This window comes from Anaerofustis stercorihominis DSM 17244, assembly GCF_000154825.1.
Classification (GTDB): Bacteria; Bacillota; Clostridia; order Eubacteriales; family Anaerofustaceae; genus Anaerofustis; species Anaerofustis stercorihominis.
The window spans coordinates 881,082-903,381 of sequence record NZ_DS560019.1 but is presented as its reverse complement, the minus strand read 5'-3'; the positions used below and the strand labels follow the sequence as shown (position 1 = coordinate 903,381).

The 22,300-nt window shown below is 33.3% G+C and carries 22 protein-coding genes and 1 tRNA gene; 9 read left to right on the top strand and 14 right to left on the bottom strand.

Translation table 11 applies throughout. The features are described from left to right. Positions 1 to 65: 65 nt before the first annotated feature. The 5 genes from ANASTE_RS09065 to tilS form a co-directional block, all read right to left on the bottom strand. Positions 66 to 434: a helix-turn-helix domain-containing protein gene (locus ANASTE_RS09065; RefSeq protein ID WP_052294610.1), complete on the bottom strand. Its 369-nt coding sequence runs from the start codon at positions 432 to 434 to the stop codon at positions 66 to 68. A 146-nt stretch (positions 435 to 580) separates the two neighbouring features. Continuing rightward, on the bottom strand, positions 581 to 976 hold the full coding sequence (locus ANASTE_RS09060; RefSeq protein WP_007050716.1) for a thioesterase family protein: 396 nt from the start codon (positions 974 to 976) through the stop codon (positions 581 to 583). Further along, positions 966 to 2,849, bottom strand: coding sequence for an ATP-dependent zinc metalloprotease FtsH (gene ftsH / locus ANASTE_RS09055; protein ID WP_039945498.1), 1,884 nt, complete (start codon positions 2,847 to 2,849; stop codon positions 966 to 968). The genes ANASTE_RS09060 and ftsH overlap by 11 nt, the downstream gene beginning before the upstream one ends. 107 nt (positions 2,850 to 2,956) lie before the next feature. Next, positions 2,957 to 3,490: a hypoxanthine phosphoribosyltransferase gene (hpt, locus tag ANASTE_RS09050; RefSeq protein ID WP_007050714.1), complete on the bottom strand. Its 534-nt coding sequence runs from the start codon at positions 3,488 to 3,490 to the stop codon at positions 2,957 to 2,959. Further along, entirely contained in the window at positions 3,474 to 4,868 is a 1,395-nt protein-coding gene (gene tilS / locus ANASTE_RS09045; protein WP_007050713.1) for a tRNA lysidine(34) synthetase TilS, read from the bottom strand. Before tilS ends, hpt begins: the two co-directional genes overlap by 17 nt. Before the next feature lie 108 nt (positions 4,869 to 4,976). Between tilS and ANASTE_RS09040 the strand changes: the two genes are divergently transcribed. After that, positions 4,977 to 6,107, top strand: a complete 1,131-nt coding sequence (locus ANASTE_RS09040; RefSeq protein WP_007050712.1) for a DUF362 domain-containing protein — start codon at positions 4,977 to 4,979, stop codon at positions 6,105 to 6,107. Positions 6,108 to 6,228: 121 nt separating this feature from the next. Continuing rightward, the gene (locus ANASTE_RS11510; protein WP_007050711.1) at positions 6,229 to 7,572 is read left to right on the top strand and encodes an LCP family protein; all 1,344 of its coding nucleotides are present in this window, start codon (positions 6,229 to 6,231) and stop codon (positions 7,570 to 7,572) included. Between the two features lie 177 nt (positions 7,573 to 7,749). Here ANASTE_RS11510 and ANASTE_RS09030 read toward each other — a convergent pair. Next, positions 7,750 to 7,837 (bottom strand) — tRNA-Ser (locus tag ANASTE_RS09030). A gap of 281 nt (positions 7,838 to 8,118) precedes the next feature. Between ANASTE_RS09030 and rpsF the strand changes: the two genes are divergently transcribed. The 6 genes from rpsF (at position 8,119) to fusA (ending at position 12,343) form a co-directional block, all read left to right on the top strand. Beyond that, positions 8,119 to 8,406 (top strand): 30S ribosomal protein S6, encoded by a 288-nt coding sequence (gene rpsF / locus ANASTE_RS09025; protein ID WP_039945495.1) that lies wholly within the window; start codon positions 8,119 to 8,121, stop codon positions 8,404 to 8,406. A 21-nt stretch (positions 8,407 to 8,427) separates the two neighbouring features. Further along, on the top strand, positions 8,428 to 8,850 hold the full coding sequence (locus ANASTE_RS09020; protein ID WP_007050709.1) for a single-stranded DNA-binding protein: 423 nt from the start codon (positions 8,428 to 8,430) through the stop codon (positions 8,848 to 8,850). Between the two features lie 24 nt (positions 8,851 to 8,874). Beyond that, entirely contained in the window at positions 8,875 to 9,120 is a 246-nt protein-coding gene (rpsR, locus tag ANASTE_RS09015) for a 30S ribosomal protein S18 (protein WP_007050708.1), read from the top strand. A gap of 222 nt (positions 9,121 to 9,342) precedes the next feature. Further along, positions 9,343 to 9,720, top strand: a complete 378-nt coding sequence (locus ANASTE_RS09010) for a hypothetical protein (protein WP_007050707.1) — start codon at positions 9,343 to 9,345, stop codon at positions 9,718 to 9,720. A 9-nt stretch (positions 9,721 to 9,729) separates the two neighbouring features. After that, positions 9,730 to 10,161, top strand: coding sequence for a DUF948 domain-containing protein (locus ANASTE_RS09005; protein WP_007050706.1), 432 nt, complete (start codon positions 9,730 to 9,732; stop codon positions 10,159 to 10,161). A 94-nt stretch (positions 10,162 to 10,255) separates the two neighbouring features. Further along, on the top strand, positions 10,256 to 12,343 hold the full coding sequence (fusA, locus tag ANASTE_RS09000; RefSeq protein WP_007050705.1) for an elongation factor G: 2,088 nt from the start codon (positions 10,256 to 10,258) through the stop codon (positions 12,341 to 12,343). A gap of 29 nt (positions 12,344 to 12,372) precedes the next feature. Here fusA and ANASTE_RS08995 read toward each other — a convergent pair whose 3' ends face one another. Beyond that, positions 12,373 to 12,729, bottom strand: a complete 357-nt coding sequence (locus tag ANASTE_RS08995) for a hypothetical protein (protein ID WP_007050704.1) — start codon at positions 12,727 to 12,729, stop codon at positions 12,373 to 12,375. A 53-nt stretch (positions 12,730 to 12,782) separates the two neighbouring features. On the opposite strand from ANASTE_RS08995, the gene ANASTE_RS08990 reads away from it, so the two are divergent. Beyond that, on the top strand, positions 12,783 to 13,358 hold the full coding sequence (locus ANASTE_RS08990; RefSeq protein ID WP_039945489.1) for an epoxyqueuosine reductase QueH: 576 nt from the start codon (positions 12,783 to 12,785) through the stop codon (positions 13,356 to 13,358). Positions 13,359 to 13,367: 9 nt separating this feature from the next. On the opposite strand, the gene ANASTE_RS08985 is transcribed toward ANASTE_RS08990, so the two are convergent. From ANASTE_RS08985 to kdpA, 7 genes are read right to left on the bottom strand one after another with little or no spacing between them, the layout of a single operon-like run. Then, a complete protein-coding gene (locus tag ANASTE_RS08985) occupies positions 13,368 to 14,075 on the bottom strand; it encodes a response regulator (protein ID WP_007050702.1) in 708 nt (235 codons plus the stop codon). Beyond that, positions 14,068 to 16,758 (bottom strand): sensor histidine kinase, encoded by a 2,691-nt coding sequence (locus tag ANASTE_RS08980; RefSeq protein ID WP_007050701.1) that lies wholly within the window; start codon positions 16,756 to 16,758, stop codon positions 14,068 to 14,070. The genes ANASTE_RS08985 and ANASTE_RS08980 overlap by 8 nt, the downstream gene beginning before the upstream one ends. 58 nt (positions 16,759 to 16,816) lie before the next feature. After that, positions 16,817 to 17,335 (bottom strand): hypothetical protein, encoded by a 519-nt coding sequence (locus tag ANASTE_RS08975; protein WP_007050700.1) that lies wholly within the window; start codon positions 17,333 to 17,335, stop codon positions 16,817 to 16,819. Then, complete coding sequence (locus ANASTE_RS08970; RefSeq protein ID WP_007050699.1) at positions 17,332 to 17,703, bottom strand: hypothetical protein; 372 nt, start codon at positions 17,701 to 17,703, stop codon at positions 17,332 to 17,334. Before ANASTE_RS08970 ends, ANASTE_RS08975 begins: the two co-directional genes overlap by 4 nt. A gap of 13 nt (positions 17,704 to 17,716) precedes the next feature. Beyond that, a complete protein-coding gene (locus ANASTE_RS08965) occupies positions 17,717 to 18,313 on the bottom strand; it encodes a potassium-transporting ATPase subunit C (RefSeq protein ID WP_007050698.1) in 597 nt (198 codons plus the stop codon). 14 nt (positions 18,314 to 18,327) lie between these two features. Then, complete coding sequence (kdpB, locus tag ANASTE_RS08960) at positions 18,328 to 20,400, bottom strand: potassium-transporting ATPase subunit KdpB (protein WP_007050697.1); 2,073 nt, start codon at positions 20,398 to 20,400, stop codon at positions 18,328 to 18,330. Positions 20,401 to 20,422: 22 nt separating this feature from the next. Further along, positions 20,423 to 22,231, bottom strand: coding sequence for a potassium-transporting ATPase subunit KdpA (kdpA, locus tag ANASTE_RS08955; protein WP_007050696.1), 1,809 nt, complete (start codon positions 22,229 to 22,231; stop codon positions 20,423 to 20,425). Between the last annotated feature and the right edge of the window lie 69 nt (positions 22,232 to 22,300).

Genomic DNA, 22,300 nt, shown 5'->3' with positions numbered 1-22,300 from the left:
TCTTAGTAATCAAAGGAAAAGTTAAAAAATTCGTATCGTAATTAAATATTGAAATAATAAATTATTTAGATACTTAAATTTTCACACTTTACTAAATATTCTTTCAAATTATACAATTTTAATATTTCAAGATTTTCAAATAATAATTCTTTTTCTGTAATTGAACAGAATTCCAATAATTTTTTTATTTCCTTTATCGTTACATATAATGATTCATTTTCAAATTCAAGACCTAATAGATTATCCAAACTTACATTTAATATTTTGGCAATAGAATAAATAGTTGGTAATGATACTTTTGCAAGTCCATTTTCCACATGACTTAAATGACTGGCTGATAAGTCTAATATTTCGGCTAAAGTTTCCTGGGTTAAATTTTCTTTTTGTCTTGCCTTTTTAATTTTTCCACCTAACTTTTTATAATCTATTTTCATTATAAACACCATCTTTATTTAATAAATTATTTTTATAAGTTAATTATTACATAAAATAAAAAATTATCTTGAAAAATATAACGTTTGATGTATAAACTTTTTATAAAAAAAGAGCGGTAGCATTACCGCTCTTTTAAATATTTGATTTATTTCTTTTTAGCTTCTGCTTTCGCTTCGAATTTTGCTTGGTCTATTATAAATCTTTCGTGAGTACCTTCTCCCACTTTTTCTTGTTCGTCATAAACATCGACTTTAAATAAAAGTCTTCTTCTGTCTACTTCGATAAGTTCACATTCACATCTGACTTTCATCCCGAGAGGAGTTGCCGCCAAATGTTTAAAGTTTGCCGCCGTTCCCACGGTAGATTCTCCTTCGTCCAAGTATTCTTCTGCTAATTTAAAACAAGTTCCTTCCATCAATAAAAGCATATCCGGAGTGGAAAATACTTCCGCGGCTCCACTGCCTTTGCTTGAAGCAAGATGTTTTTCTTCAACTGTTAATTCTCTTTCGTTCTTAAGCCCAACTGTCAATTTACTGTTCATCTTTATTTTCTTCCTTATCCTTTGCTTCTTCCGCTTCGCCCGGATATTTGCCTGTTTCATAAAGACTTGCAAATTCTTCTCCGGTCAAAGTTTCTTTCTTTATAAGTTCGTTTGTTACAAGTTCAAGTTTATCTTTGTGTTCTTTTAAGATATTTATAGCTTTTTCATGACATTCGTTGATAATATCTCTTACTTCTTTATCTATAGCACTGGCAACTTCTTCTCCGTAGTTTTTACTTCTGAGGAAATCTCTTCCGATGAATACATCGTCCTGTCCGCTTCCTAGTCCGAGAGGTCCTAAAAGTTCAGACATACCCCATTCGGTTACCATGCTTCTTGCTATTTTTGAAGCTCTTTCGATATCGTTTGAAGCTCCTGTACATATATCGTCAAGCAAAACTTCTTCCGCAGCTCTTCCTCCAAGAAGACCGCATATCAAATCGAGAAGTTTACCTTTTGGCATATGAGAATTGTCATTATCCGGCAGAGAAATAGTATATCCAGCAGCCATTCCCCTAGGAATGATAGAAATTTCTCTGACTTCATCGCACTGAGGAAGACTCTTCATTACAACTGCATGACCAGCTTCATGAGCAGCAGTGATTTTCTTATCTTCATCGGTGATTACTTTACTTTTCTTTTCCGGACCTGCAATTACTCTCTTAATTGCTTCTTCGATATCCTTCATAGAAACTTTCTTTTCTCTTTTTCTCGCTGCAAGCAAACTTGCTTCATTCATCACATTTTCAAGGTCCGCACCCGTAAAGCCGGCTGTACTCTTTGCGATAATACTTAGGTCGATATCATCTGCCAAAGGTTTGCCTTTAGAATGAACTTTTAATATATCTTCTCTTCCCTTTACATCCGGAGGAGCAACCATTACTTGTCTGTCAAATCTGCCCGGTCTTAAAATAGCAGGGTCTAATATATCGGCTCTGTTGGTAGCCGCAATGATGATTATACCTTCCTGATTTGAAAAACCGTCCATTTCAACCAATAATTGATTTAATGTCTGTTCTCTTTCATCGTTTCCGCCGCCGAGACCTGCACCTCTGTGACGTCCCACAGCGTCGATTTCATCTATGAATACGATACAAGGTGAGTTTTTCTTTGCAGTTTCGAATAAATCTCTGACTCTGCTGGCACCTACACCCACGAACATTTCAACAAAATCGGAACCGCTTATACTGAAGAAAGGAACCTTTGCTTCTCCTGCGGTCGCTTTTGCAAGGAGTGTTTTACCTGTTCCCGGAGGTCCCACCAAAAGTACCCCTTTAGGTATCCTCGCTCCAAGGTCAATATATCTTCTAGGAGATTTTAAGAAGTCTACGACTTCCGCAAGCTCTTCTTTTTCTTCATCAGCTCCTGCTACGTCAGCAAAAGTATACTGCTTATCGGATTTTGTATAAAGCTTGGCTTTGCTCTTTCCGAAAGTCATCACTTTATTTCCTCCGCCTCCCTGCTGAGAGAAGAACACAAAAACCAAAAATCCCAGTAGACCTATGGATATAAGTGCCATTAAAGCACTGGTCCACCCCGATGGATTTGACACATCATATGTTACGTCCAATTCTCCCGGTTTTTCTGTGATATAACTTGTAATAAGTTTATCTAGCTCCGTTACGGATACATTGGATACAAGCATTGTATCCCCGCTTTTCAGTGTCGATTTGGCAGTGGATTTATTTCTATTTATAATTATACTTTTTACATTGTCCGATTCTATATTTTGTACCAATTTACTGTAAGATGCTTTTTCTGTCTTGGCAGAACTCGACAGTGGATTTAGTGATCCCGTAAGCATGCTGACAAGTAAATAAGTACCTAAGATCAGAACAATATATATAGTCACTGTTTTAAATCTTTTATTCAAAATATTTACCTATTTCCTTTCCTTTATTAATTAGTTATTTTATCATACTTATTAATTATTAACAATAATTAGCAAAGTATATAAAAAATTTTAACATTATCTTTATTTTATGAATAAACTTCTTCTTTTAGTATACCTATATACTTAAGATTTCTGTATTTATCATCATAGTCAAGTCCATATCCCACCACGAATTCGTTAGGGATATAAAATCCGTAATAATCCACAGGAACTTTTATTTCTTCTCTTCCCTTTTTAATAAGTAATGAACATATTTTCATGCTCTTAGGGTGTCTTTGATTTAAGATCCTCATCAAATAATCCAAAGTCCTTCCCGTATCAAGGATATCCTCTACTATAAGTACGTCTCTTCCTTCTATATTAGTTGTAAGGTCTTTTACGATATTTACTACTCCCGAAGAATTAGTACCTTCATAGCTCGATACAGCCATAAAGTCCATATCCACAAAGGTATCGATTTCTCTTAGTAAATCGCTTAAGAACATTACCGCTCCTCTTAAAACACATATAACAAGCGGATTTTTATCCTTATAATCCTTTGTTAATATTTTACCAAGCTCCTGAACTTTTTCTTTAAGCTCTTCTTCGGTGATCAAAATTTCTTTAATGTCTTCTTTCATGTTTACCTCTCATAGTTTTATAATTTATGCTTAATATATTTTTTGTATTTTCATCTATCCTGTATTTATTGTTTATGTCATAGCCTATAACCGCAACGATATTTTCTTCATCTACTAAAAGCGGGATAAAGTCCCTGTCTTCCTTTGGTATTTTTTTATCTATAAAATATTTTTTTAACTTTTTACTTCCGTTTAAACCAAAAGGAGAAAATTTATCTCCATCTTTTCTCGTCCTTAAAAAAAGTTTACCCCTTATTTTATCATAATCCACGTATTTATCTTCACTGTTTTTGTCTAAAACATCTTTTTTTTCTAATTTGATGATAATATCATTGTATTTGATTTCAAATTTATTTTTATTATCTACTTCCCAATTTATACTTTCTCTTTTATCTTTACTTAAATACTCAAAGTATAGTTTATCATATCTTCGTTTTGCTACAATATTATTTATTAAATTTATTTCAAAAGATGTATTATTTTTTTCTATCAAATCAACTATATTATTTATCGCCCTTGAATTTATATCTTTTTTTATACCGAGCTGATTTAACATATTGAATAATATCTGCTTTTTAACCGCAATATGAAGAGAATAATAATCTTTCAGACTTATATAAACTTTGCTATCTTCTTTGATAATATTTACTTCGGAAGCAAGCTCATTTAATAAATCGTCTACTTCTCCGGCAACACTCGAGAGCTCAAAAAAATGATTATAAACATTATCATTTATTTCCTCCAAATGAGGAAGTATGTTATGCCTAATATTATTCCTGCTGTAATCGGTATCGAAATTCGTCACATCGGTTACGTATTCGAGTTCATTTTCTTCTATATAGCATAAAATTTCTTCTTTGGTAAGATTTAAAATAGGTCTGATTATATTATCATTTTTTACGGAAATACCTCTAAGTCCTCTTATTCCGCTTCCTCTTACCATATTTAAAATCATGCTTTCGCTATGGTCAAGAAGATGATGAGCTGTTGCAGCTTTATCAATATGATTTTCTTTCATTATTTTATTTATGAGTTCATATCTTTTCTTTCTGCCTATTTCTTCCAATCCAAGACTGCTGTCTTCATGAAGCGCCGGCATATCTTCGCTTTCAAGAAATAAAGGGACGTCATAAGTTTTACATAGATCTAAAACAAACTTTTCATCTCTCTTTGCTTCTTCTCTGATATTATGATTTAAATGAAAAGCATATAAAGAAAATCCCATATCATTTTTTAATGTATTCAAGATATGAAGCAAACAAACAGAGTCACTGCCTCCGGATAAAGCAATCATCACTTTATCTTTGTTTTTTATTAAATTGTTCTTTAAAATAAAATCTTTTACTTTTTTAACAATCTTCGCTGAATTTTTTCTCATATGTCCATTTTAATAAAGTAAAAAGCAATTATCAAGGTAAATACCATAAATATTACACTTTAAAGTAAAATTATGGTATACTATCTAAAAATATAAACGGAGATAATCATGTCAAAAGTTGCATTAGTTTATTTGGATAACTATGAAATAGAAAATGTATATAATGCCCTAAAAAAGGGGATAGATTTGGTCGGAGGGATTGAAAAGTTCGTAAATAAAGACGAAAAAATCCTAATAAAACCAAACCTTCTAAAACCGAGAAGTCCGGAATATGCAGTTACAACTCACCCAAGCGTCTTTGAGGCAATGGTAAAAATACTAAAAGAAAATGATTATAAAAATATATCCTACGGAGATTCTCCGGGAAAAGGCTCGACCATATCCGTAGCAAAAGAAAGCGGACTATATGATATAGGAGAAAAATACAACATAGAATTAAAAGATTTTTCTCAGGGAAACACTGTCCATAATCCCGAAAATGATTTCGCAAAGCAATTTGAGATAGCAAATGCAGTAACCGAGAGCGACAGTATTATTAGTATTTCAAAAATGAAAACTCATCAGCTTACAAGGATAACCGGTGCGATAAAAAATATTTTCGGCTGCGTAAACGGATTTAATAAAGGAGCAAGCCACGTTAAATTCTCCGACGGAGAAAGTTTTTCAAAAATGCTTATCGACCTGGTCAAGACCATAAAGCCTAAGCTCAACATAATGGACGGAGTGGTTGCAATGGAAGGAAACGGACCGGGAAGCGGAACACCGACAAAGATGAATGTTTTGTTAATTTCCGAAGACCCTATTGCAATTGACATAATTTTTGCTAAAATGGTAAATCTGGACAGAAATTATCTTCCTTTTATAGAATATGCCAGAAAAATCAATTATGGGACTAAAGAAGAAGACATTGAAATCGTCGGAGATGATTTTGAAAAGTTTATTAACAATGACTTTGACGTAGTAAGAGAACCCGTTGGGATAGGAAAATTTGATAAATATAAAAAGTTCAGAAGATTTATTTTAAAGAAGCCTTATATTGTACAGAAGAAATGCATCAGATGTAAAATTTGTGTTAATGCATGTCCCCTTCCCGACAAAGCCATAAGTTTTAATGAAAAAGAAAACAGGATAAGCTATGACTATTCAAAATGCATAAGGTGCTATTGCTGTCAGGAAATGTGTCAAAGTAAGGCAATAGAGGTAAAAACTCCTATTCTTAATAAAATTTTAATAAGGTAATAATACTTTCATAATATAAATGTTATATTATAAATAAAATGGATAAAATAAACCAAATTTCGATTAATACGATTAAGTATTTAATTTTATACTAATATATTTAAAATGAGGTTATTATAGTATGGGTAAAATTGTAGTCAGAAGAGCTGACGGAGAAGTAATCAAAATAGATGAAAACGAAGCTCTTGGTGAACTTAGAAAAATAAGAGACAAAGAAAAAAGAAACAGAAAAAAACCAAGCAAAAGACCAAAAGGGAAAAGACCTTCTAATAATAACGGACCTAAAAGACCTAATAACAATAAAGACCCAAGGGACCATAGAAGAGAAGAGCCTGCTAAAATGACTAAAAGACCTAAGGGAAAGAGGAAAAAGCCTCAAAAACCTTGGAAGAAGAGAATCAAAAAAATTGCTGTATTCATTCTTGTTTTCTTGATTGCCGCATCGGCGTTTGCTTATTATCAAGTAAATCAAATATTCGCAAAAATGAACACCGTTGACTTTCCAAAGGGAGACAGCGAACTTGGGATATCTTCTTATGTAAATGATTATTACAGAAAAGAAAATAAATATATTAAAAATTATGCCTTATTCGGAGTAGATTCAAGAGGGAAAGAAAACGGAAGAACCGACTCACTAATGGTTTGTTCTGTAAACAGTAAGACCGGAGAAATAACTCTTACTTCAATACTCAGAGACTCCTATATAAAAATTGCACAAGTCGGAGATGAGGATTACGGTTTTGACAAAATAAACGCTGCGCATTCCTTCGGCGGTCCTATAATGACAGTAAAGACCTTGAATGAAAACTTCGACTTAAATATTCACGATTACGCAGAAGTAAACTTTAAAGCAGTAGCCGATATAGTGGATGCACTGGGCGGAATTACTGTAAATGTAAAAGAAGATGAAATCGACAATCTGAATAAATATATAAGAGAAAATAACAGACTTTTAAAAGGTGCAAAATCAAAAGAACTCACAAAAGCCGGAAATCAAAATTTAGATGGGAAACAAGCATTATCTTACTGTAGGATAAGATATGCGGGAAACGGAGATTACCAAAGGACGGCAAGACAAAGAATAGTTCTAGGAAAAATTTATTCCAAACTAAAAAGCAGCAGTCTTTTAACACAGAAGAAAGCCCTTGAATCGGTACTTCCTTATATCACAACATCTATGTCATCAAACGATATGTGGCCTATTATAATGGCATACTTAAAAGGAGACGGTGGTCCGAAATCAAAATCGCTTACTAAAAACGACCTTATGAAATCTGGGACCATCAACGGAGGATGGTGCTTGATATTTGATACATTAAAAGAAAATGTACAGTATCTTCATAAAATAATCTACGGAACGGACTATACGGTTTCTCCGACAGTGGAACAACGAAATACAGAATACGAAAATAAAACTCTGTATACAACGAAATATGCAATAGATTCAAAAGTATATACAAAATAAAAAAAGCCCAAAAGGGCTTTTTTTAATGTAAGTCACAAGATTTATTATTTACAAAATACTCGATAAAAAATCAATAGTATATAATCAAAAAGCTTAAATCACATTACTAAAAGAACAAATAAGAAATAAAATAAAAAATATCCTTTTAAATCATTAAAAGGATAATAAAATCAAATATGGCGGAGGACACGGGACTCGAACCCGCGGGGCTGTTACACCTTACTCACTTTCCAGGCGAGCTCCTTAGCCACTCGGTCAATCCTCCGTTTTTTACTTACGAATATTAAATTAACATAATATAACTTTTTTCTCAAGATATTTTTATAAAATTTAATATTTTTTATAAAAAAGTTGATAAATAAAATATAAAATATAACACTTATTAAAAAGTTAATATATATTTAAAACACTTTTTTATCAACAAAAAGTTATAAAAAGCCTTTACAAAAAGGATTTTAAAGGATATAATAATTTAACTGTGACAATTCGTCACATCCTTGGGAAAATTTAAAGTTTTCCCCATGAGTCCATAAGGAGGTGAAAGATATGCAAAAATATGAAACATTATTCGCTGTTAGACCTGACATGACTGAAGAAGAAGTTAAGGCAATGGTTGAAAAAATTCAAAACGTAATCACAAGTAATGGTGGTAAGGTTGAAGAAGTTGATGAATGGGGCATGAAAAAATTAGCATACAAAATTAACAACAAGTATCGTGACGCATACTATACATTAATTAATTTTGAAGCTGAAAAACCTTGTTTAGACGCACTAAACCATACATTCAGAATTACAGAAGATATCATAAGAGACATTATCGTAAAAAGATATTAATCTTATATTTAGGAGATAAAAATGCTAAACAAAGTAGTATTGATAGGACGTCTAACAAGAGATCCTGAAACAAGAGTTTTAACTTCAGGTTCAAGTGTTAGTACATTTACACTAGCAGTTGACAGAACATTTAAGTCAAGAGACGGAGAAAGAGGAACAGACTTTATCCCAATAGTTGCTTGGGGAAAAACTGCGGAGCTTTGCGGCCAATATCTTTCAAAAGGAAGACAAACGGCTGTAGCAGGCAGGATACAAACAAGAAGCTATGACGCAAATGACGGAAGCAAAAGATATGTGACCGAAGTCGTTGCCGAAGAAGTCACTTTCCTTGGTTCCAAAAATGATGGTATGAGAAATAATAATTCATACAAGTCTCAGGATAACGAATTCGGCGTACCAATGGACGGCTTTAGTGAAATGGACGACGATGATATGCCATTTTAATTAATTAAGTAAAGGAGAAAAGCTATGGCTATGCAAAGACAAGGTTCTAACGGCGGATTTAGAAGAAGAAAAAAAGTTTGCTATTTCTGCGAAAATAAAATAGAACACATTGATTATAAAGATACAAAATTACTTAAAAAATATGTATCTGAAAGATACAAAATTTTACCTAGAAGAGTAACCGGTACATGTGCCAAACATCAAAGAGGTGTTACACAAGCTGTAAACATCGCAAGAAACGCAGCATTATTACCATATACTACTGAATAATTAAGTAAATTATAAGGACATACATAAATGTATGTCTTTTTTTATTAATAACGTTACAATTACTAAACTTTAAATAATTTATAAATAAAAATATAAAAATAACTAATAGTTTCATTTTATTATTATTGAATGAAAACGAAAGTAAATCAAATAAAAATTATATGTATTTTTTACCTGAAATGTGATAATATATAAATAGATGTATTAAGGAGGACAGAAATTATGTCAAACGGAAAATTTTTAGCAGGATTAACAATAGGTGTAATTGCAGGTATTGCAGCAAAATATGCCTATGACAACAAGGAAGAGCTTATGGATATAGCATTGGATAATTACTACATTGCTAAAGATGAACTAGCTACTTTTGCACAACATTCTTTGGAAAAGGCAGAAAATTTATCAAAACAAGCTAAAGAAGGAGCTGACTTTGTATTTGACGCAGCAAAAGGAAAAATCGAAGAAGCAAAAAACTATGCCGATGAACAAATAGATGATTTAAAAGGTATGGTCAAATCAGCAAGCAGCGAATTAAGCGAAGATAAAAAAGAAAACGAAGATATAGACGATTTTGAACTTAAGTTTGATGAAGAGCTTATGTAGGAGAAGTAAATGAATATAAATATCAGTCCCTTAGATATGGCGTTGATTGCTCTTTGCATTGCTTTAGTAATATTGATTATATATTTGATTATAACGGTAAATAAATTATCAAAAACAATGAACGAAGTAAACACATTACTAAAAGATGTACAAACAATAACAGAAGACAATACAAAAAATATAAACTCCATTATAGAAAATGTAGAACATATCACAAGCGACGCAGTTGAGCTGACAAACAAAGTAAACAGCTCTGTAAAAGGTATAGAAACAGCTCTTAAAACTCCCTTAGATGATCCCTCCGGAATCATGGAAGGAACCATGAAAGTAAAAAAAGTATATTCTACCGCAAAAAACGTCATGTTTGCAGCGATGGTAGTAAAAGACTTTTTTAACAGAAGGAAAGAGAAAAAACTAAGAAAAAAATTATATAAACAATAATATTATGGACATCGAGGTTGTGGCTGAAAACTAAGTGTATAGCTGCGGCCTTTTATAATATTATCAAAAATAAAAGCGAAAGGAAAAAACAAAAATGAAAACTTATAAAACCAAGGATATAAGAAACATTGCATTACTTGGACATGGAGGCTCAGGTAAGACCTTGCTTGCAGAAGCTATGGCTTTGAAAGCGGGTCTTATAGAAAGACTTGGAAAGACAGAAGACGGTACTACGATTTCGGATTATGATACGTGCGAACAAGCTAAAAGTAGTTCAATTTCTACATCTTTAATTCCTATCGAACACGGCGGAGTTAAAATAAATGTACTTGATATTCCGGGTTATTTTGATTACATAGGAGAACAATGCTCTGCACTTAGAGTAGCAGATACAGCGGTAATAGTGGTAGATGCAATAAGCGGAGTTCAGGTAGGAACTGAAAAAGCTTATGAAATGGCTGTAGAAAGAGGCATTCCGGTTGCATTTGTAATAAACAAACTTGACAGAGAAAATGTAGATACTCATAAAGTCATGGAAGAACTTAGGGCTCTGACCGGACCTAAAATCGTACCTTTCCAAATCCCGATCAATGAAGGAGTAGGTTTTAACAGCGTAGCTGATATTTTTGATAACAAAGCTTATACATACGAACATGGTAAAGTAACGATTACTGACGTACCAGATTCAACAATTGAAAAATCATCTAAATATAAAGATATCATATTTGAAATTGCAGCAACTACAGATGAAGAATTAATGGAAAAATACTTTGAAGATGAAGACGGTACTCTTACGGAAGCAGAACTTCATTCCGGAGTTAAGACCGCAATAGCAAATGAAGAACTTATCCCGGTATTCTGTGTAAGTGCATTAAATGATATCGCTGTAGATAAATTCCTAGATGCCATAGTATATAATTTCCCTACACCTATCGAAGCCAAAGCGGCTAAAGTAGACCAAGACGGAAAACAGGCACAGAGACATTATGCGGATGATGAACTGCTTAGTTTATTTGTATTTAAAACAATAGCAGACCCATTTGTCGGTAAATTATCATTATTTAAAATCAAGAGCGGTATATTAAAACCGGGAATGGAACTTAATAATACCAATCAAGATAAAAAAGAAAAAATCGCTAAGATTTATACTTTGATAGGTAAAAAGCAAGAAGAAGTCATGCAAATGCATCCGGGCGATATAGGAGCACTTGCTAAACTTGCTTATACAAAAACATCGGATACACTTTGTGATCCTAAAGATAATATTAAATTTAATCCGATTGAATTCCCTCAATCAATCATATTTACGGGAATAGAACCGAAATCAAGAGGAGATGAAGATAAATTATCTACGGGGCTAGCTAAATTAAAAGAAGAAGATCCGACAATTGTAGTTGAAAGAGATGAAGAAACTCATCAAAATGTTTTATATGGAATGGGTGAAACTCATCTTGAAGTAGTAAAAGATAAACTTAAAAATAAATATGGTATAGAAGTTGTACTTACACCTCCTATTATCCCATATAGAGAAACGATTAAGAAAAAAGCAACAGCCGAAGGTAAACATAAAAAACAATCAGGCGGAAGAGGTCAGTTCGGTGTTGTAAATATAGATTTCGAACCTACATATAATTTGGAAGACGATCTTGTATTTGTGGATGCAGTAGTAGGCGGAGCAGTTCCTAGAAACTTTATCCCTGCGGTAGAAAAGGGACTTAGAGAATGTATCAAACACGGCGTACTTGCGGGATATCCCGTAGTTGGTCTTAAAGCAACTCTATTTGACGGAAAATTCCACCCTGTAGATTCAGACGAAATGAGCTTTAAAATGGCTGCAAACCTTGCATATAAACAAGGTATGGCTGAAGCTAACCCTATTTTACTCGAACCTATATATAAAGTTGAAATTACAATACCTGATGATAACACAGGGGATGTAATGGGAGACTTAAACAAGAAGAGAGGCAGAGTTCTTGGAATGGATCCTGTTGGTAACGGAAAAACGATGGTTACAGCAGAAGTACCTTTGGGAGAAATGTTTAAATATGCTACGGAACTCAGATCTATGACTCAGGCAAGAGGTTCTTTCACAATGGAATTTGAAAGATATGACGAAGTTCCTCAAATGGCAAGCCAGAAAATTATTGATGAAGCAAATGCCAGAAAAGAAGCTAAAAAATAAATATTTTAAAAGCACCTATTAAGGTGCTTTTATTTTTCTTTATATTTGTTTTCGACAATATAACAGCAAACAATAAGTCCTATTACCCATGGCATAGCAAGCAGCACACTTACTATAGAACCTAATGAATGCTTAGGTGCAAAAATCAAGGGTGACATAATAGGCAAAAGTAATAATCCAAAATAAATAAAAACTTTTCCCAGTGCTTTATTATATCCCGCTACATCATTAACGTCCGGTAATTTACTTACATTCGACATATACTGTACAGGTTTCTTGCTCTTTGAAATACTGCGTCCGATCAAGATAAAAATAATTACTACTATTATAATAACGCCTAAAGCTATAAATCTTCCCATAACCGCTCTGCTTTCTACATATTGCATTTATATGTTTTTAACTATATAATATATATTATTATACTATGAGGAGGATAATTTTGAAAGTACTACTTCATACATGCTGTGCTCCCTGCTCGATTATGTGCATAGAAACACTTAGAAAAGAAAATATCGAACCAACATGTTTTTGGTATAATCCGAATATTCATCCTTTTCAGGAATATAAAAAAAGGAAAAAGACACTGATAGATTATACCAATGAAATAGATGTTAAGTTAATAATTGAAAATGAATACGGACTTAGAGAATTTATAGATAATATATATCCAAACTTTGATAACAGATGTGGTGTATGCTATAATATGCGTCTTTTTGAAACTGCAAAATACGCGAAAGAAAAGGGATTTGACGCATTTACGACCACTCTTTTAATAAGCCCGTATCAAGACCACGATTTAATATGTATGATAGCAAAAGCTGCCGGCAAAAAATATGATATTGAATTTTTATATAGAGATTTCAGACCATACTTTAATGAAGGACAGGAAAAAGCTATAGAATTAAATCTTTACAGACAAAACTACTGTGGTTGTATTTTCAGCGAGGAAGAAAGATTTTCAAAGAAAAGAAGGAAAGAACTAATAAATAAACAAAAAGAAAAGGAACTTCTGTAGAGAAGCTCCTTATTTATTTTCTATCCTAAGCATTCTATATCCAACACCAATATGTGTTTGTATATAAATAGGATGTTCACTGTCATTTTCTATCTTTTTTCTAAGAGTTGCCATATATACTCTTAGGGAAGCAACGTCACTGTCAAAAGCCGTACCCCATATTTCATTTAAAATATATTTGTGAGTAAGTACCTTACCAACATTTTTACTTAATAGACAAATCAACTTATATTCATTAGGAGTTAAATGCACTTCTTTATCATCTACAAAAACACATCCGCTTTCATAATCTATTTTAAGTCCTCCATTAATAAATATAGGACTTTCATTCTTATTATAATTACTATTTTGATAATCAAGTCTTCTAAATGCAACCCTTAATCTTGCTAATAGTTCATCCACGCTGAAAGGTTTAGTTAGATAATCATCCGCACCCGCATCCAAAGCATCTATTTTATCTTTATCCTCACTCCTTGCACTAACTACAATTATGGGCATATTAGACCAACCTCTGATTTTTTTTATTATATCAACTCCATCCATATCAGGAAGTCCCAAATCTAATAGTATAACATCAGGCTTTCTGCTGATTGCCTCATCCAGCGCCTGTTTGCCGTTTTTGGCAGTATGAAATTTATATTCTTTACTTTCTAAAGTAGTAGATATTAAGTTTTTTACTGCATTATCATCTTCCACAACTAATATTAATCTATTCATGTAATGTGACCTCCTGTGCTTTTAATGAAAATGTAAATATAGTACCCTTCGGAGTATTATCTTTAACCATCAGTTCTCCGCCGTGTGCATTTACTATTGTTTTACAAAGATATAATCCAAGTCCCAAACCTCTTCTGCTGTCTGCTATATTTCCACCTGTATAAAACATTTTAAATAAATTTTTCTTTCCTTCATCACTTATTCCCTTCCCATTATCAATTATACTGGTATAAACGTAACCATTTTTTTTATTAACCTTTATTGTAATATCCGAACCTTCAGGAGTATATTTTATTGCATTGTCTACGATATTTATTATAACCTGCATGATAAGTCTGGAATCCATTTTTGCCATTATTAATTCATCATTATTTTCTACTTTTATATTATGCTCAACACTTTTCCTATTGATATGTTTAAGTGCTTCACCTATGACTTCACTCAAAAGTTCAGGCTCTATATTCAAATTCATGCTTCCATCTTCAATCCTAGTAACCGAAAGAAGGTTTTCTACAAGGTTTATAAGCCACATGGAATCATCATACATATCTTCGTATAGTTCATGCTTCTTATTATTATCGAGACTGTCAAAATCTTTTAATAATACCGAGGCATTTCCTGATATGCTTGTAAGCGGTGTCCTTAAATCATGTGATATTGAGCGTAACAAGTTAGCTCTAAGTTTTTCCTGCTTTGCTTCCAATAATGCTTTTTCATTCTTTTCTTCCAGATAATTGTTTTCAAGTATAGCACCGCATTCATTCACCATTGAAATTAGAAGGCTTCTGTCAAACATACTAAATTCCTCATTTTTATCTATTTTAACACCTACGACACCATAAATCCCTTCTTTACCTCTTATGGACAAATAATAACATTTTGCTCCGTTCAGAGTATTGGTGGAAGCTCCGGCATGTTTGTTATTTTTATATACCCAGAGAGCAACAGCTTGTTCATTGGCATTTATATATTCCCTTATATCTTCATTTTTATCCGCCATAAATATTTGAGGTTCCAATAATCTATCATATAATGATAAATATATAATAGTAGTTTTATCAAACAACTTAAGTATCTGTTTTCCCGTTTCCTCAATTATTTCTTCTTTACTCTTTACTTGCTGTAATTTTTGGTTTGTTTCAAGAAGAACTGTTGTCCTATATGCAACTCTTACCGACTGCTTTGCTTGCTCTTTTATTCTGGAAGTAAGTGTTCCCGTAACAAATGCTGCTATGAACATTATTAAAAAGGTTACCGGATATCCTTTGTCGTATGCATCCAAAGTAAATCTCGGTACAGTAAAAAAGAAATTAAATATCAAAACACTAAAAAAAGAAGAAACGATTGGATATATTTTCTTAGGAGTTATTACTGCAGTTCCAAGTACACCCAAAATATATACCGTTATTATATTTGCTTCACTAAAACCAAGTGTATAGAAAATAAAACCAAGTAAAGTACATAATAGCAGAATAATAATAGACTTAAATGAATCAATGAAACTAATATTTACTTGATTTTTATCAATGATATTTTTTACATTTCTTTTGCTCTTTATATCACTGTCGGGAATAATATAAATATCCAAATTAGGATATATGGAAGATAACCTATTTGCAAAAGAAGTATTAGAAGAAAAAAATCCTTTTTTATTCCCGCTTCTTCCAATAATTATTTTAGAAACATTTGACAGCCTTGCAAACTCTGCAATCTGAAAAACTATATCATCTCCATATACTGTTGTTATATTTGCACCAAGCTGTTCTGCCAACTTAAAATTTTCGTTTAATCTTTTTTCATCTTCCTTATTTATTTCTTTTGCTTCGGAAGTCTCTACATATAGTGCGGTAAATGTTCCTTTAAAAGCATCTGCCATACGAGCGGCAGTTCTGATTACTTTTTTATTGCTTGGAGACGAAGATAAACAGATTAGAATATGTTCATTGACAGGAGAAGCCTTTTTTAAAGGATTTTTTATCTTTTCCGATATTTTATTTACCCTATCCGCACATCTCCTTAAAGCAATTTCTCTAAGTGCGGTAAGGTTATCTACGGTAAAGAAATTATCCAGTGCGGTAACAGCTCTGTCCTCTCTGTAAATCTTGCCTTTATTGAGCCTGTCTATTAGGTCCGCAGGCTCAATATCAACAAGCTCCACCTGATAAGCAAGGTCAAATATTCTGTCCGGTATCCTTTCCCTTACTTCTACTCCTGTAATCGAAGCAACTATATCATTTAGACTTTCGATATGCTGAACATTTACAGTGGTATATACATTTATTCCTGCTTTCAGTAATTCTTCAATATCCTGATATCTCTTTACATGTCTGGAACCTTCAGCATTGGTATGGGCAAGCTCATCTACAAGTATTATCTCAGGATTTCTTTTAAGAGCAGCATCCAAATCAAACTCTTTAAGAACAATGCCATTATACTTTGTTTCTTTATTATCTAAATGTTCTATACCATTTGTAAGAGCCATGGTTTCGGGACGAGCATGATGCTCAATATATCCAATAATGACATCTTTCCCATTATCGATTGCTTTATGAGCAGCCTCAAGCATTGAATATGTTTTACCAACTCCAGCAGCATAGCCAAAAAATATCTTTAGTTTACCGTAATTGTTATTTATATTTTCTGTCTTGATTTTCTCTAAAATTTTATTCGGATCAGGTCTCATAATTTCTCCTAACAAAGTAAACAGTGTTAATATATTCAAATATTAACACTATTTAATATTACTTAAAAGTATTTACCGGAAATAATATTTTTAAAAATAATTTCTCTGCATTATTTTCGGATGAATAATCAAAATATAGCCTTTTATTATTTTTATCAATTACTTTAAAATTATTATCATCATATTTTATACTTATATCCATATCACTGAGTGCAAGCCTAAGAGCAAGCTCCCATTCAAATAAAGAATACATAGTATCATCTTTATATCTCTCGAAAGCATAATCAAAATCAATGGGCGATAATTTATCTTTCAAAAAGAATATCCACAACTCTTTTCTTTGTTCTATACTAAGAGAATCAATAAAGGATTCATGTTCATATGGATCATCTAATTTTATATACTTATAAAAAGTATTTTTATCTTCTTCATCCATATTATTAAACATATATTCCGAGAACTTTGCTCTATCGACTGCAATATAACTTTTCCTATAATCAAGGTTATTTAGCAACTCATAAAAACTATCCAGTAAAAATAAATCATTTATTTCTACTTTTACACAAATATCAGTCATTTCATCAAAATCTTTACCGGATACATTTTTTTCATAAGTACAACTTTACTGTCACTTAAATCATAATAAGATACAAGCGAAGCTGACTCATTATCATTTATGATCCCATAAACCGATAAAGGATATTTATTTGATATTAACCCCGCACTTATACCAAATTCATCAAAGAAACTTTCAACTGCATAACAAGCCTTTTCATAATATACCCATAAAGAATGTTCTTTTTCGATTTTATATACCTTTGGATTCATGCTAAGTTCACATCCAAGCATATAGATATAAACCATTAACAATGATTCTTCAAAATTTGGTTTAATATCTTTTAAAACATTTACTTGTTCCTTATATGCGATGACTTTGTTATGCATATCTAATCTCCTTTTACTTTAATATTCCATCTAACATTAAGTTAACTTTTAATACGTTTACTCTTTTTTCTCCAAATATACCTAAGAAACGTCCTTTGGTACATTTATCGATTATTGCTTTGACCTGCGTTTCATTCATACCATTATTTTTAGCAAGTCGCTTCACTTGATATTCTGCTGCTTCCGGAGATATTTCAGGGTCTAGACCACTTCCCGAATTTGTTACTAAATCAGGCGGAATAGGGGTATTTCCCATTTCTTTATGATTTGCTTTTATTTTTTCTACTCTTTCTTCTATAGTTTTTTCAAAATCTCCACTTGCGGGAGTTACATTTGAAGGTCCGGAATAAAGAAGAGTATTTCCGTCTTTATCTTTATATGTGGTCATATTTAAGTTCATAACACGACCCCACATATGATCTTCATCTTCATACTGCTGTGCCATAAATTCACTTCCATATTTCACTCCGTTTACTTCAATTATACTTCCGTTAGCTTTATCATGAAATAAAACCTGGCAGATACCAGTCATAACAAAAGTATATATAAGTCCGCAAAGTACAGTAGTGATTATTACAAACATTAAAGATCTTTTTATTGTACCTTTCATTTATCCTTTTCCTCCTATACCAAACCTAACGAAACGATGACCATATCTATTATCTTGATAAAGATAAATGGAGTAATAATACCACCGAGTCCGTAAACAAGTAAATTCCTGCTGAGAAGTTTTCCGGAAGATACTTCCCTGTATTTAACACCCTTTAATGCAAGAGGTATCAAAGCTACAATAACAAGTGCATTATATATAATAGCTGAGAACACAGCTGCATTTGCACTGTGAAGTCCCATTATATTAAGAGCCTGCAATCCCGGATATAATCCTATGAATAAAGCAGGTATTATAGCAAAGTATTTTGCAATATCATTTGCTATACTAAATGTTGTAAGACTTCCTCTTGTCATTAATAACTGTTTACCTATCCTTACTACATCAATTAATTTTGTAGGTGAGGAATCCAAATCCACCATATTACCTGCTTCTTTTGCAGCCTGAGTACCTGAATTCATTGCTACCGCAACATCTGCCTGTGCAAGTGCGGGAGCATCATTTGTACCGTCCCCTGTCATAGCAACAAGATGACCTTTCTTTTGAAAGTCTCTTATCATATCAAGTTTACCTTCAGGGGTAGCTTCTGCAAGGAAATCATCCACACCTGCTTCCGCAGCAATAGCAGCAGCAGTAAGAGGATTATCGCCGGTAATCATTATCGTCTTAATGCCCATTTTTCTAAGGTCGGCGAATTTTTCTTTTACGCCTTTTTTTATAATATCTTTTAAGTGGATAACACCCAATACTTTATCATTTTTAGCTACAACAAGCGGCGTTCCGCCTTGGTTAGCTATTTTATTTACAGCTTCTTCAATCTCGGTATTAAAGTTGCCGCCTTGTTCTTCCACATATTGTTTGATGGTATCAGCAGCACCTTTTCTGATTTCTACTCCATCCATATTTACACCGCTCATACGAGTTTTAGCTGTAAAAGGAACGAATTCCATATTTAATTCTTCAAGATTTCTGCCTCTTAATCCAAACTTTTCTTTTGCCAATATTACAATACTTCTGCCTTCCGGTGTTTCATCTGCTAAAGACGAAAGCTGTGCAGCATCTGCAAGTTCTTTTATATCTATTCCCCTGGCAGGTATAAAAGCATCTGCTTTCCTGTTTCCTAAAGTAATAGTTCCTGTCTTATCAAGCATCAATATATCCACATCACCTGCCGCTTCAATTGCTCTTCCGCTCATTGCAAGCACATTTGCACTATTAAGTCTGCTCATTCCCGCAATACCTATTGCAGAAAGAAGTGCACCAATAGTAGTTGGAGCCAAACAAACCAATAACGCAATAAGTGATGTTATTGATGTTGGGTTTTCAACACCTTGCTGATTTGCTGAGAATAAAGAATAGCCATATAAAGCAAGTGTTACCAATATAAATATGATTGATAAGGCTACCAAAAATATTTCAAGAGCAATTTCATTTGGTGTCTTCTTTCTTGAAGCACCCTCAACCATTGCTATCATTTTATCCAGGAAACTTTCACCTTTTTCACTTGTTACTTTCATTACTATCCAGTCAGATATAACAGTTGTACCGCCTGTAACGGCACTTCTATCTCCGCCGCTTTCTCTTATAACCGGTGCAGATTCACCTGTTATGGCACTTTCATCTACAGAAGCAGCACCATCTATGACTTCTCCGTCAGCTGGAATTTGTTCACCTGCTTTTACGATTACAATATCGTCTTTTTGAAGTTGTGCAGAAGAAATCTCTGTTATTTCTTCTTTTTTATCTATTGACGGAATTTTATATGCTTTTACATCCTGCTTTGCGGCTCTGAGGGAATCGGCTTGGGCCTTCCCTCTGCCTTCCGCAATAGCTTCCGCAAAGTTAGCAAATAAAACCGTGAACCAAAGGATAAGTGCTATTCCAAGGATATATCCCTTTGGTGCATCTTGAATGCCAAACAGAGCAGCTACAAACAAAATACTTGTAAGTATAGCCGATATGTATACAAGAAGCATTACCGGATTTTTAGCTTGTATTTTCGGAGAAAGTTTTATAAAAGAATCTTTTATGGCACGTAGCACCATATCTTTATCTTTTAAAGCGCTTGTATATTCATTATTTTTCATAATACTACTATAATCTCCTTTACTATATAATCATTTCAAAGAATTCTGCTATCGGTCCGAGAGCCAATGCAGGGAAGAAACTCAATGCCCCTACTATTAGTACCATTAGTACAAGTAAGAATACAAACATAGCATTTGATGTTGATAGAGTTCCTGCGGTTACAGCAATTTTCTTTTTCTTTGCAAGACTTCCCGCTATGGCAAGACACGCTGTCATTTGAACGAAACGAGCAAATAACATTACGAAACCTAAATTAACATTTAGGAATGGTGTATTTGCATTAAATCCTGCAAATGCCGAACCATTATTACCGCCCGCAGAAGAGAAAGCATAAATCACTTCACTGAGCCCATGAGCTCCCGCATTATTCAAACTATCAGCCGTTGACGGAAGTATAGTAGCCAGGAAGCTTCCTATAAGTATAGCTATAGGAGTAGCCAGACATACCAATACTGCCATCCTCATTTCAAAAGGCTCTATCTTCTTTCCCAAGAATTCGGGGGTTCTTCCAACCATAAGACCTGCCACGAATACCGCTAAAATCGCAAAACCTAGCATTCCGTATAATCCACATCCTACACCGCCAAATACTACTTCACCTAGCTGCATTTGAAGCATTGGTATCATTCCTCCTATAGGAGTATAGCTGTCATGCATAGAGTTTACGGAACCATTTGATGCCGCTGTTGTCCAGCTAGCCCATGTAACAGATGAGGCAATACCGAACCTCGTTTCCTTACCTTCCATGTTACCGATTTGCCCATCAACTGATGTGCTTACCGCAGGATTTGAAGTAAATGCAGGCGTAGAAGCATGTTCGCTATAGGCAGTTATACCCATAAAACCAACTAATAATATAAACATTGCCATAAATATAGCAATCCCTTGTTTTTTGTTTTTAATATCTCTGCCAAAGGCAAAACACAATGCAACAGGAATCAATAATAAGGAAAGCATTTCCAACATATTAGAGAAAGGCGTTGGGTTTTCGAGTGGGTGTGCAGAGTTAACTCCATAATATCCACCGCCGTTTGTTCCGAGCTGCTTTATTGCAACCTGACTCGCTGCCATACCTAAAGGAACGATTTGTTTTGTTACCACTTCAGCATCTTTTATCTGTTCACCATTAACATAAACTTTATTATCTTGAATTTTTGCATTCTCTATGATTTCACCTTCGGTAGTTACGGCTACAGGTTCAAGTAGGCTAACTTCTTCATGTCCTTTAAATGTTTGTACAACACCTTGTGAAGCAATACCTATCGTTACTACTAATGAAAGTGGGATCAATACATATAAAATACTTCTTGTAACATCCACAAAAAAGTTACCTAGCCCTTTACTTTTAACCTTCATTAGTCCCCTTACCAAAGCGTATAGAACAGCCATACCTGTTGCAGCAGATGTAAAGTTTTGTACCGTTAATCCTAAAGCCTGTGACAAATAACTTAATTGAGATTCGCCGCTATAAGCTTGCCAGTTTGTATTTGTAACGAAACTTGCTGCTGTATTAAATGATAGATCCCAGCTCATACCGCTGATACCTTCAGGATTTAAAGGTAAGAATTTTTGTGCACATTGAATTACAAATAGAAAAATCAATCCAAATGCACTGAATGCCAATGCACTTATTGCATATTTTTTAAATCCCATTTCTTCATCTTTTTTGATTTTTAAAACTTTATAAATAAAATTTTCAACGGGAAGCATTATTTTTGATAAAAATACCTTTTCGCCATTCATTACTTTGCTTATGTATTTTCCTAAAGGAATGGCTAAAGCAACTAAAATTACCAAATAAAACACATATTGCAAAATTGAATTACTCATTATTCTCTACCTCCCAGAAGTATAACAGCGTAGTATATAAGCATACCCACAGCTGCCAAACCGCTTATT

What these genes read in the sequence shown, in the direction of transcription:
- ANASTE_RS09065 (WP_052294610.1), bottom strand. Translation starts at nt 434, where the DNA reads ATGAAAATAGATTATAAAAAGTTAGGTGGAAAAATTAAAAAGGCAAGA.
- ANASTE_RS09060 (WP_007050716.1), bottom strand. Translation starts at nt 976, where the DNA reads ATGAACAGTAAATTGACAGTTGGGCTTAAGAACGAAAGAGAATTAACA.
- hpt (WP_007050714.1), bottom strand. Translation starts at nt 3,490, where the DNA reads ATGAAAGAAGACATTAAAGAAATTTTGATCACCGAAGAAGAGCTTAAA.
- tilS (WP_007050713.1), bottom strand. Translation starts at nt 4,868, where the DNA reads ATGAGAAAAAATTCAGCGAAGATTGTTAAAAAAGTAAAAGATTTTATT.
- ANASTE_RS09040 (WP_007050712.1), top strand. Translation starts at nt 4,977, where the DNA reads ATGTCAAAAGTTGCATTAGTTTATTTGGATAACTATGAAATAGAAAAT.
- ANASTE_RS11510 (WP_007050711.1), top strand. Translation starts at nt 6,229, where the DNA reads ATGGGTAAAATTGTAGTCAGAAGAGCTGACGGAGAAGTAATCAAAATA.
- rpsF (WP_039945495.1), top strand. Translation starts at nt 8,119, where the DNA reads ATGCAAAAATATGAAACATTATTCGCTGTTAGACCTGACATGACTGAA.
- ANASTE_RS09020 (WP_007050709.1), top strand. Translation starts at nt 8,428, where the DNA reads ATGCTAAACAAAGTAGTATTGATAGGACGTCTAACAAGAGATCCTGAA.
- rpsR (WP_007050708.1), top strand. Translation starts at nt 8,875, where the DNA reads ATGGCTATGCAAAGACAAGGTTCTAACGGCGGATTTAGAAGAAGAAAA.
- ANASTE_RS09010 (WP_007050707.1), top strand. Translation starts at nt 9,343, where the DNA reads ATGTCAAACGGAAAATTTTTAGCAGGATTAACAATAGGTGTAATTGCA.
- ANASTE_RS09005 (WP_007050706.1), top strand. Translation starts at nt 9,730, where the DNA reads ATGAATATAAATATCAGTCCCTTAGATATGGCGTTGATTGCTCTTTGC.
- fusA (WP_007050705.1), top strand. Translation starts at nt 10,256, where the DNA reads ATGAAAACTTATAAAACCAAGGATATAAGAAACATTGCATTACTTGGA.
- ANASTE_RS08995 (WP_007050704.1), bottom strand. Translation starts at nt 12,729, where the DNA reads ATGCAATATGTAGAAAGCAGAGCGGTTATGGGAAGATTTATAGCTTTA.
- ANASTE_RS08985 (WP_007050702.1), bottom strand. Translation starts at nt 14,075, where the DNA reads ATGAATAGATTAATATTAGTTGTGGAAGATGATAATGCAGTAAAAAAC.
- ANASTE_RS08980 (WP_007050701.1), bottom strand. Translation starts at nt 16,758, where the DNA reads ATGAGACCTGATCCGAATAAAATTTTAGAGAAAATCAAGACAGAAAAT.
- ANASTE_RS08975 (WP_007050700.1), bottom strand. Translation starts at nt 17,335, where the DNA reads ATGACTGATATTTGTGTAAAAGTAGAAATAAATGATTTATTTTTACTG.
- ANASTE_RS08970 (WP_007050699.1), bottom strand. Translation starts at nt 17,703, where the DNA reads ATGCATAACAAAGTCATCGCATATAAGGAACAAGTAAATGTTTTAAAA.
- ANASTE_RS08965 (WP_007050698.1), bottom strand. Translation starts at nt 18,313, where the DNA reads ATGAAAGGTACAATAAAAAGATCTTTAATGTTTGTAATAATCACTACT.
- kdpB (WP_007050697.1), bottom strand. Translation starts at nt 20,400, where the DNA reads ATGAAAAATAATGAATATACAAGCGCTTTAAAAGATAAAGATATGGTG.
- kdpA (WP_007050696.1), bottom strand. Translation starts at nt 22,231, where the DNA reads ATGAGTAATTCAATTTTGCAATATGTGTTTTATTTGGTAATTTTAGTT.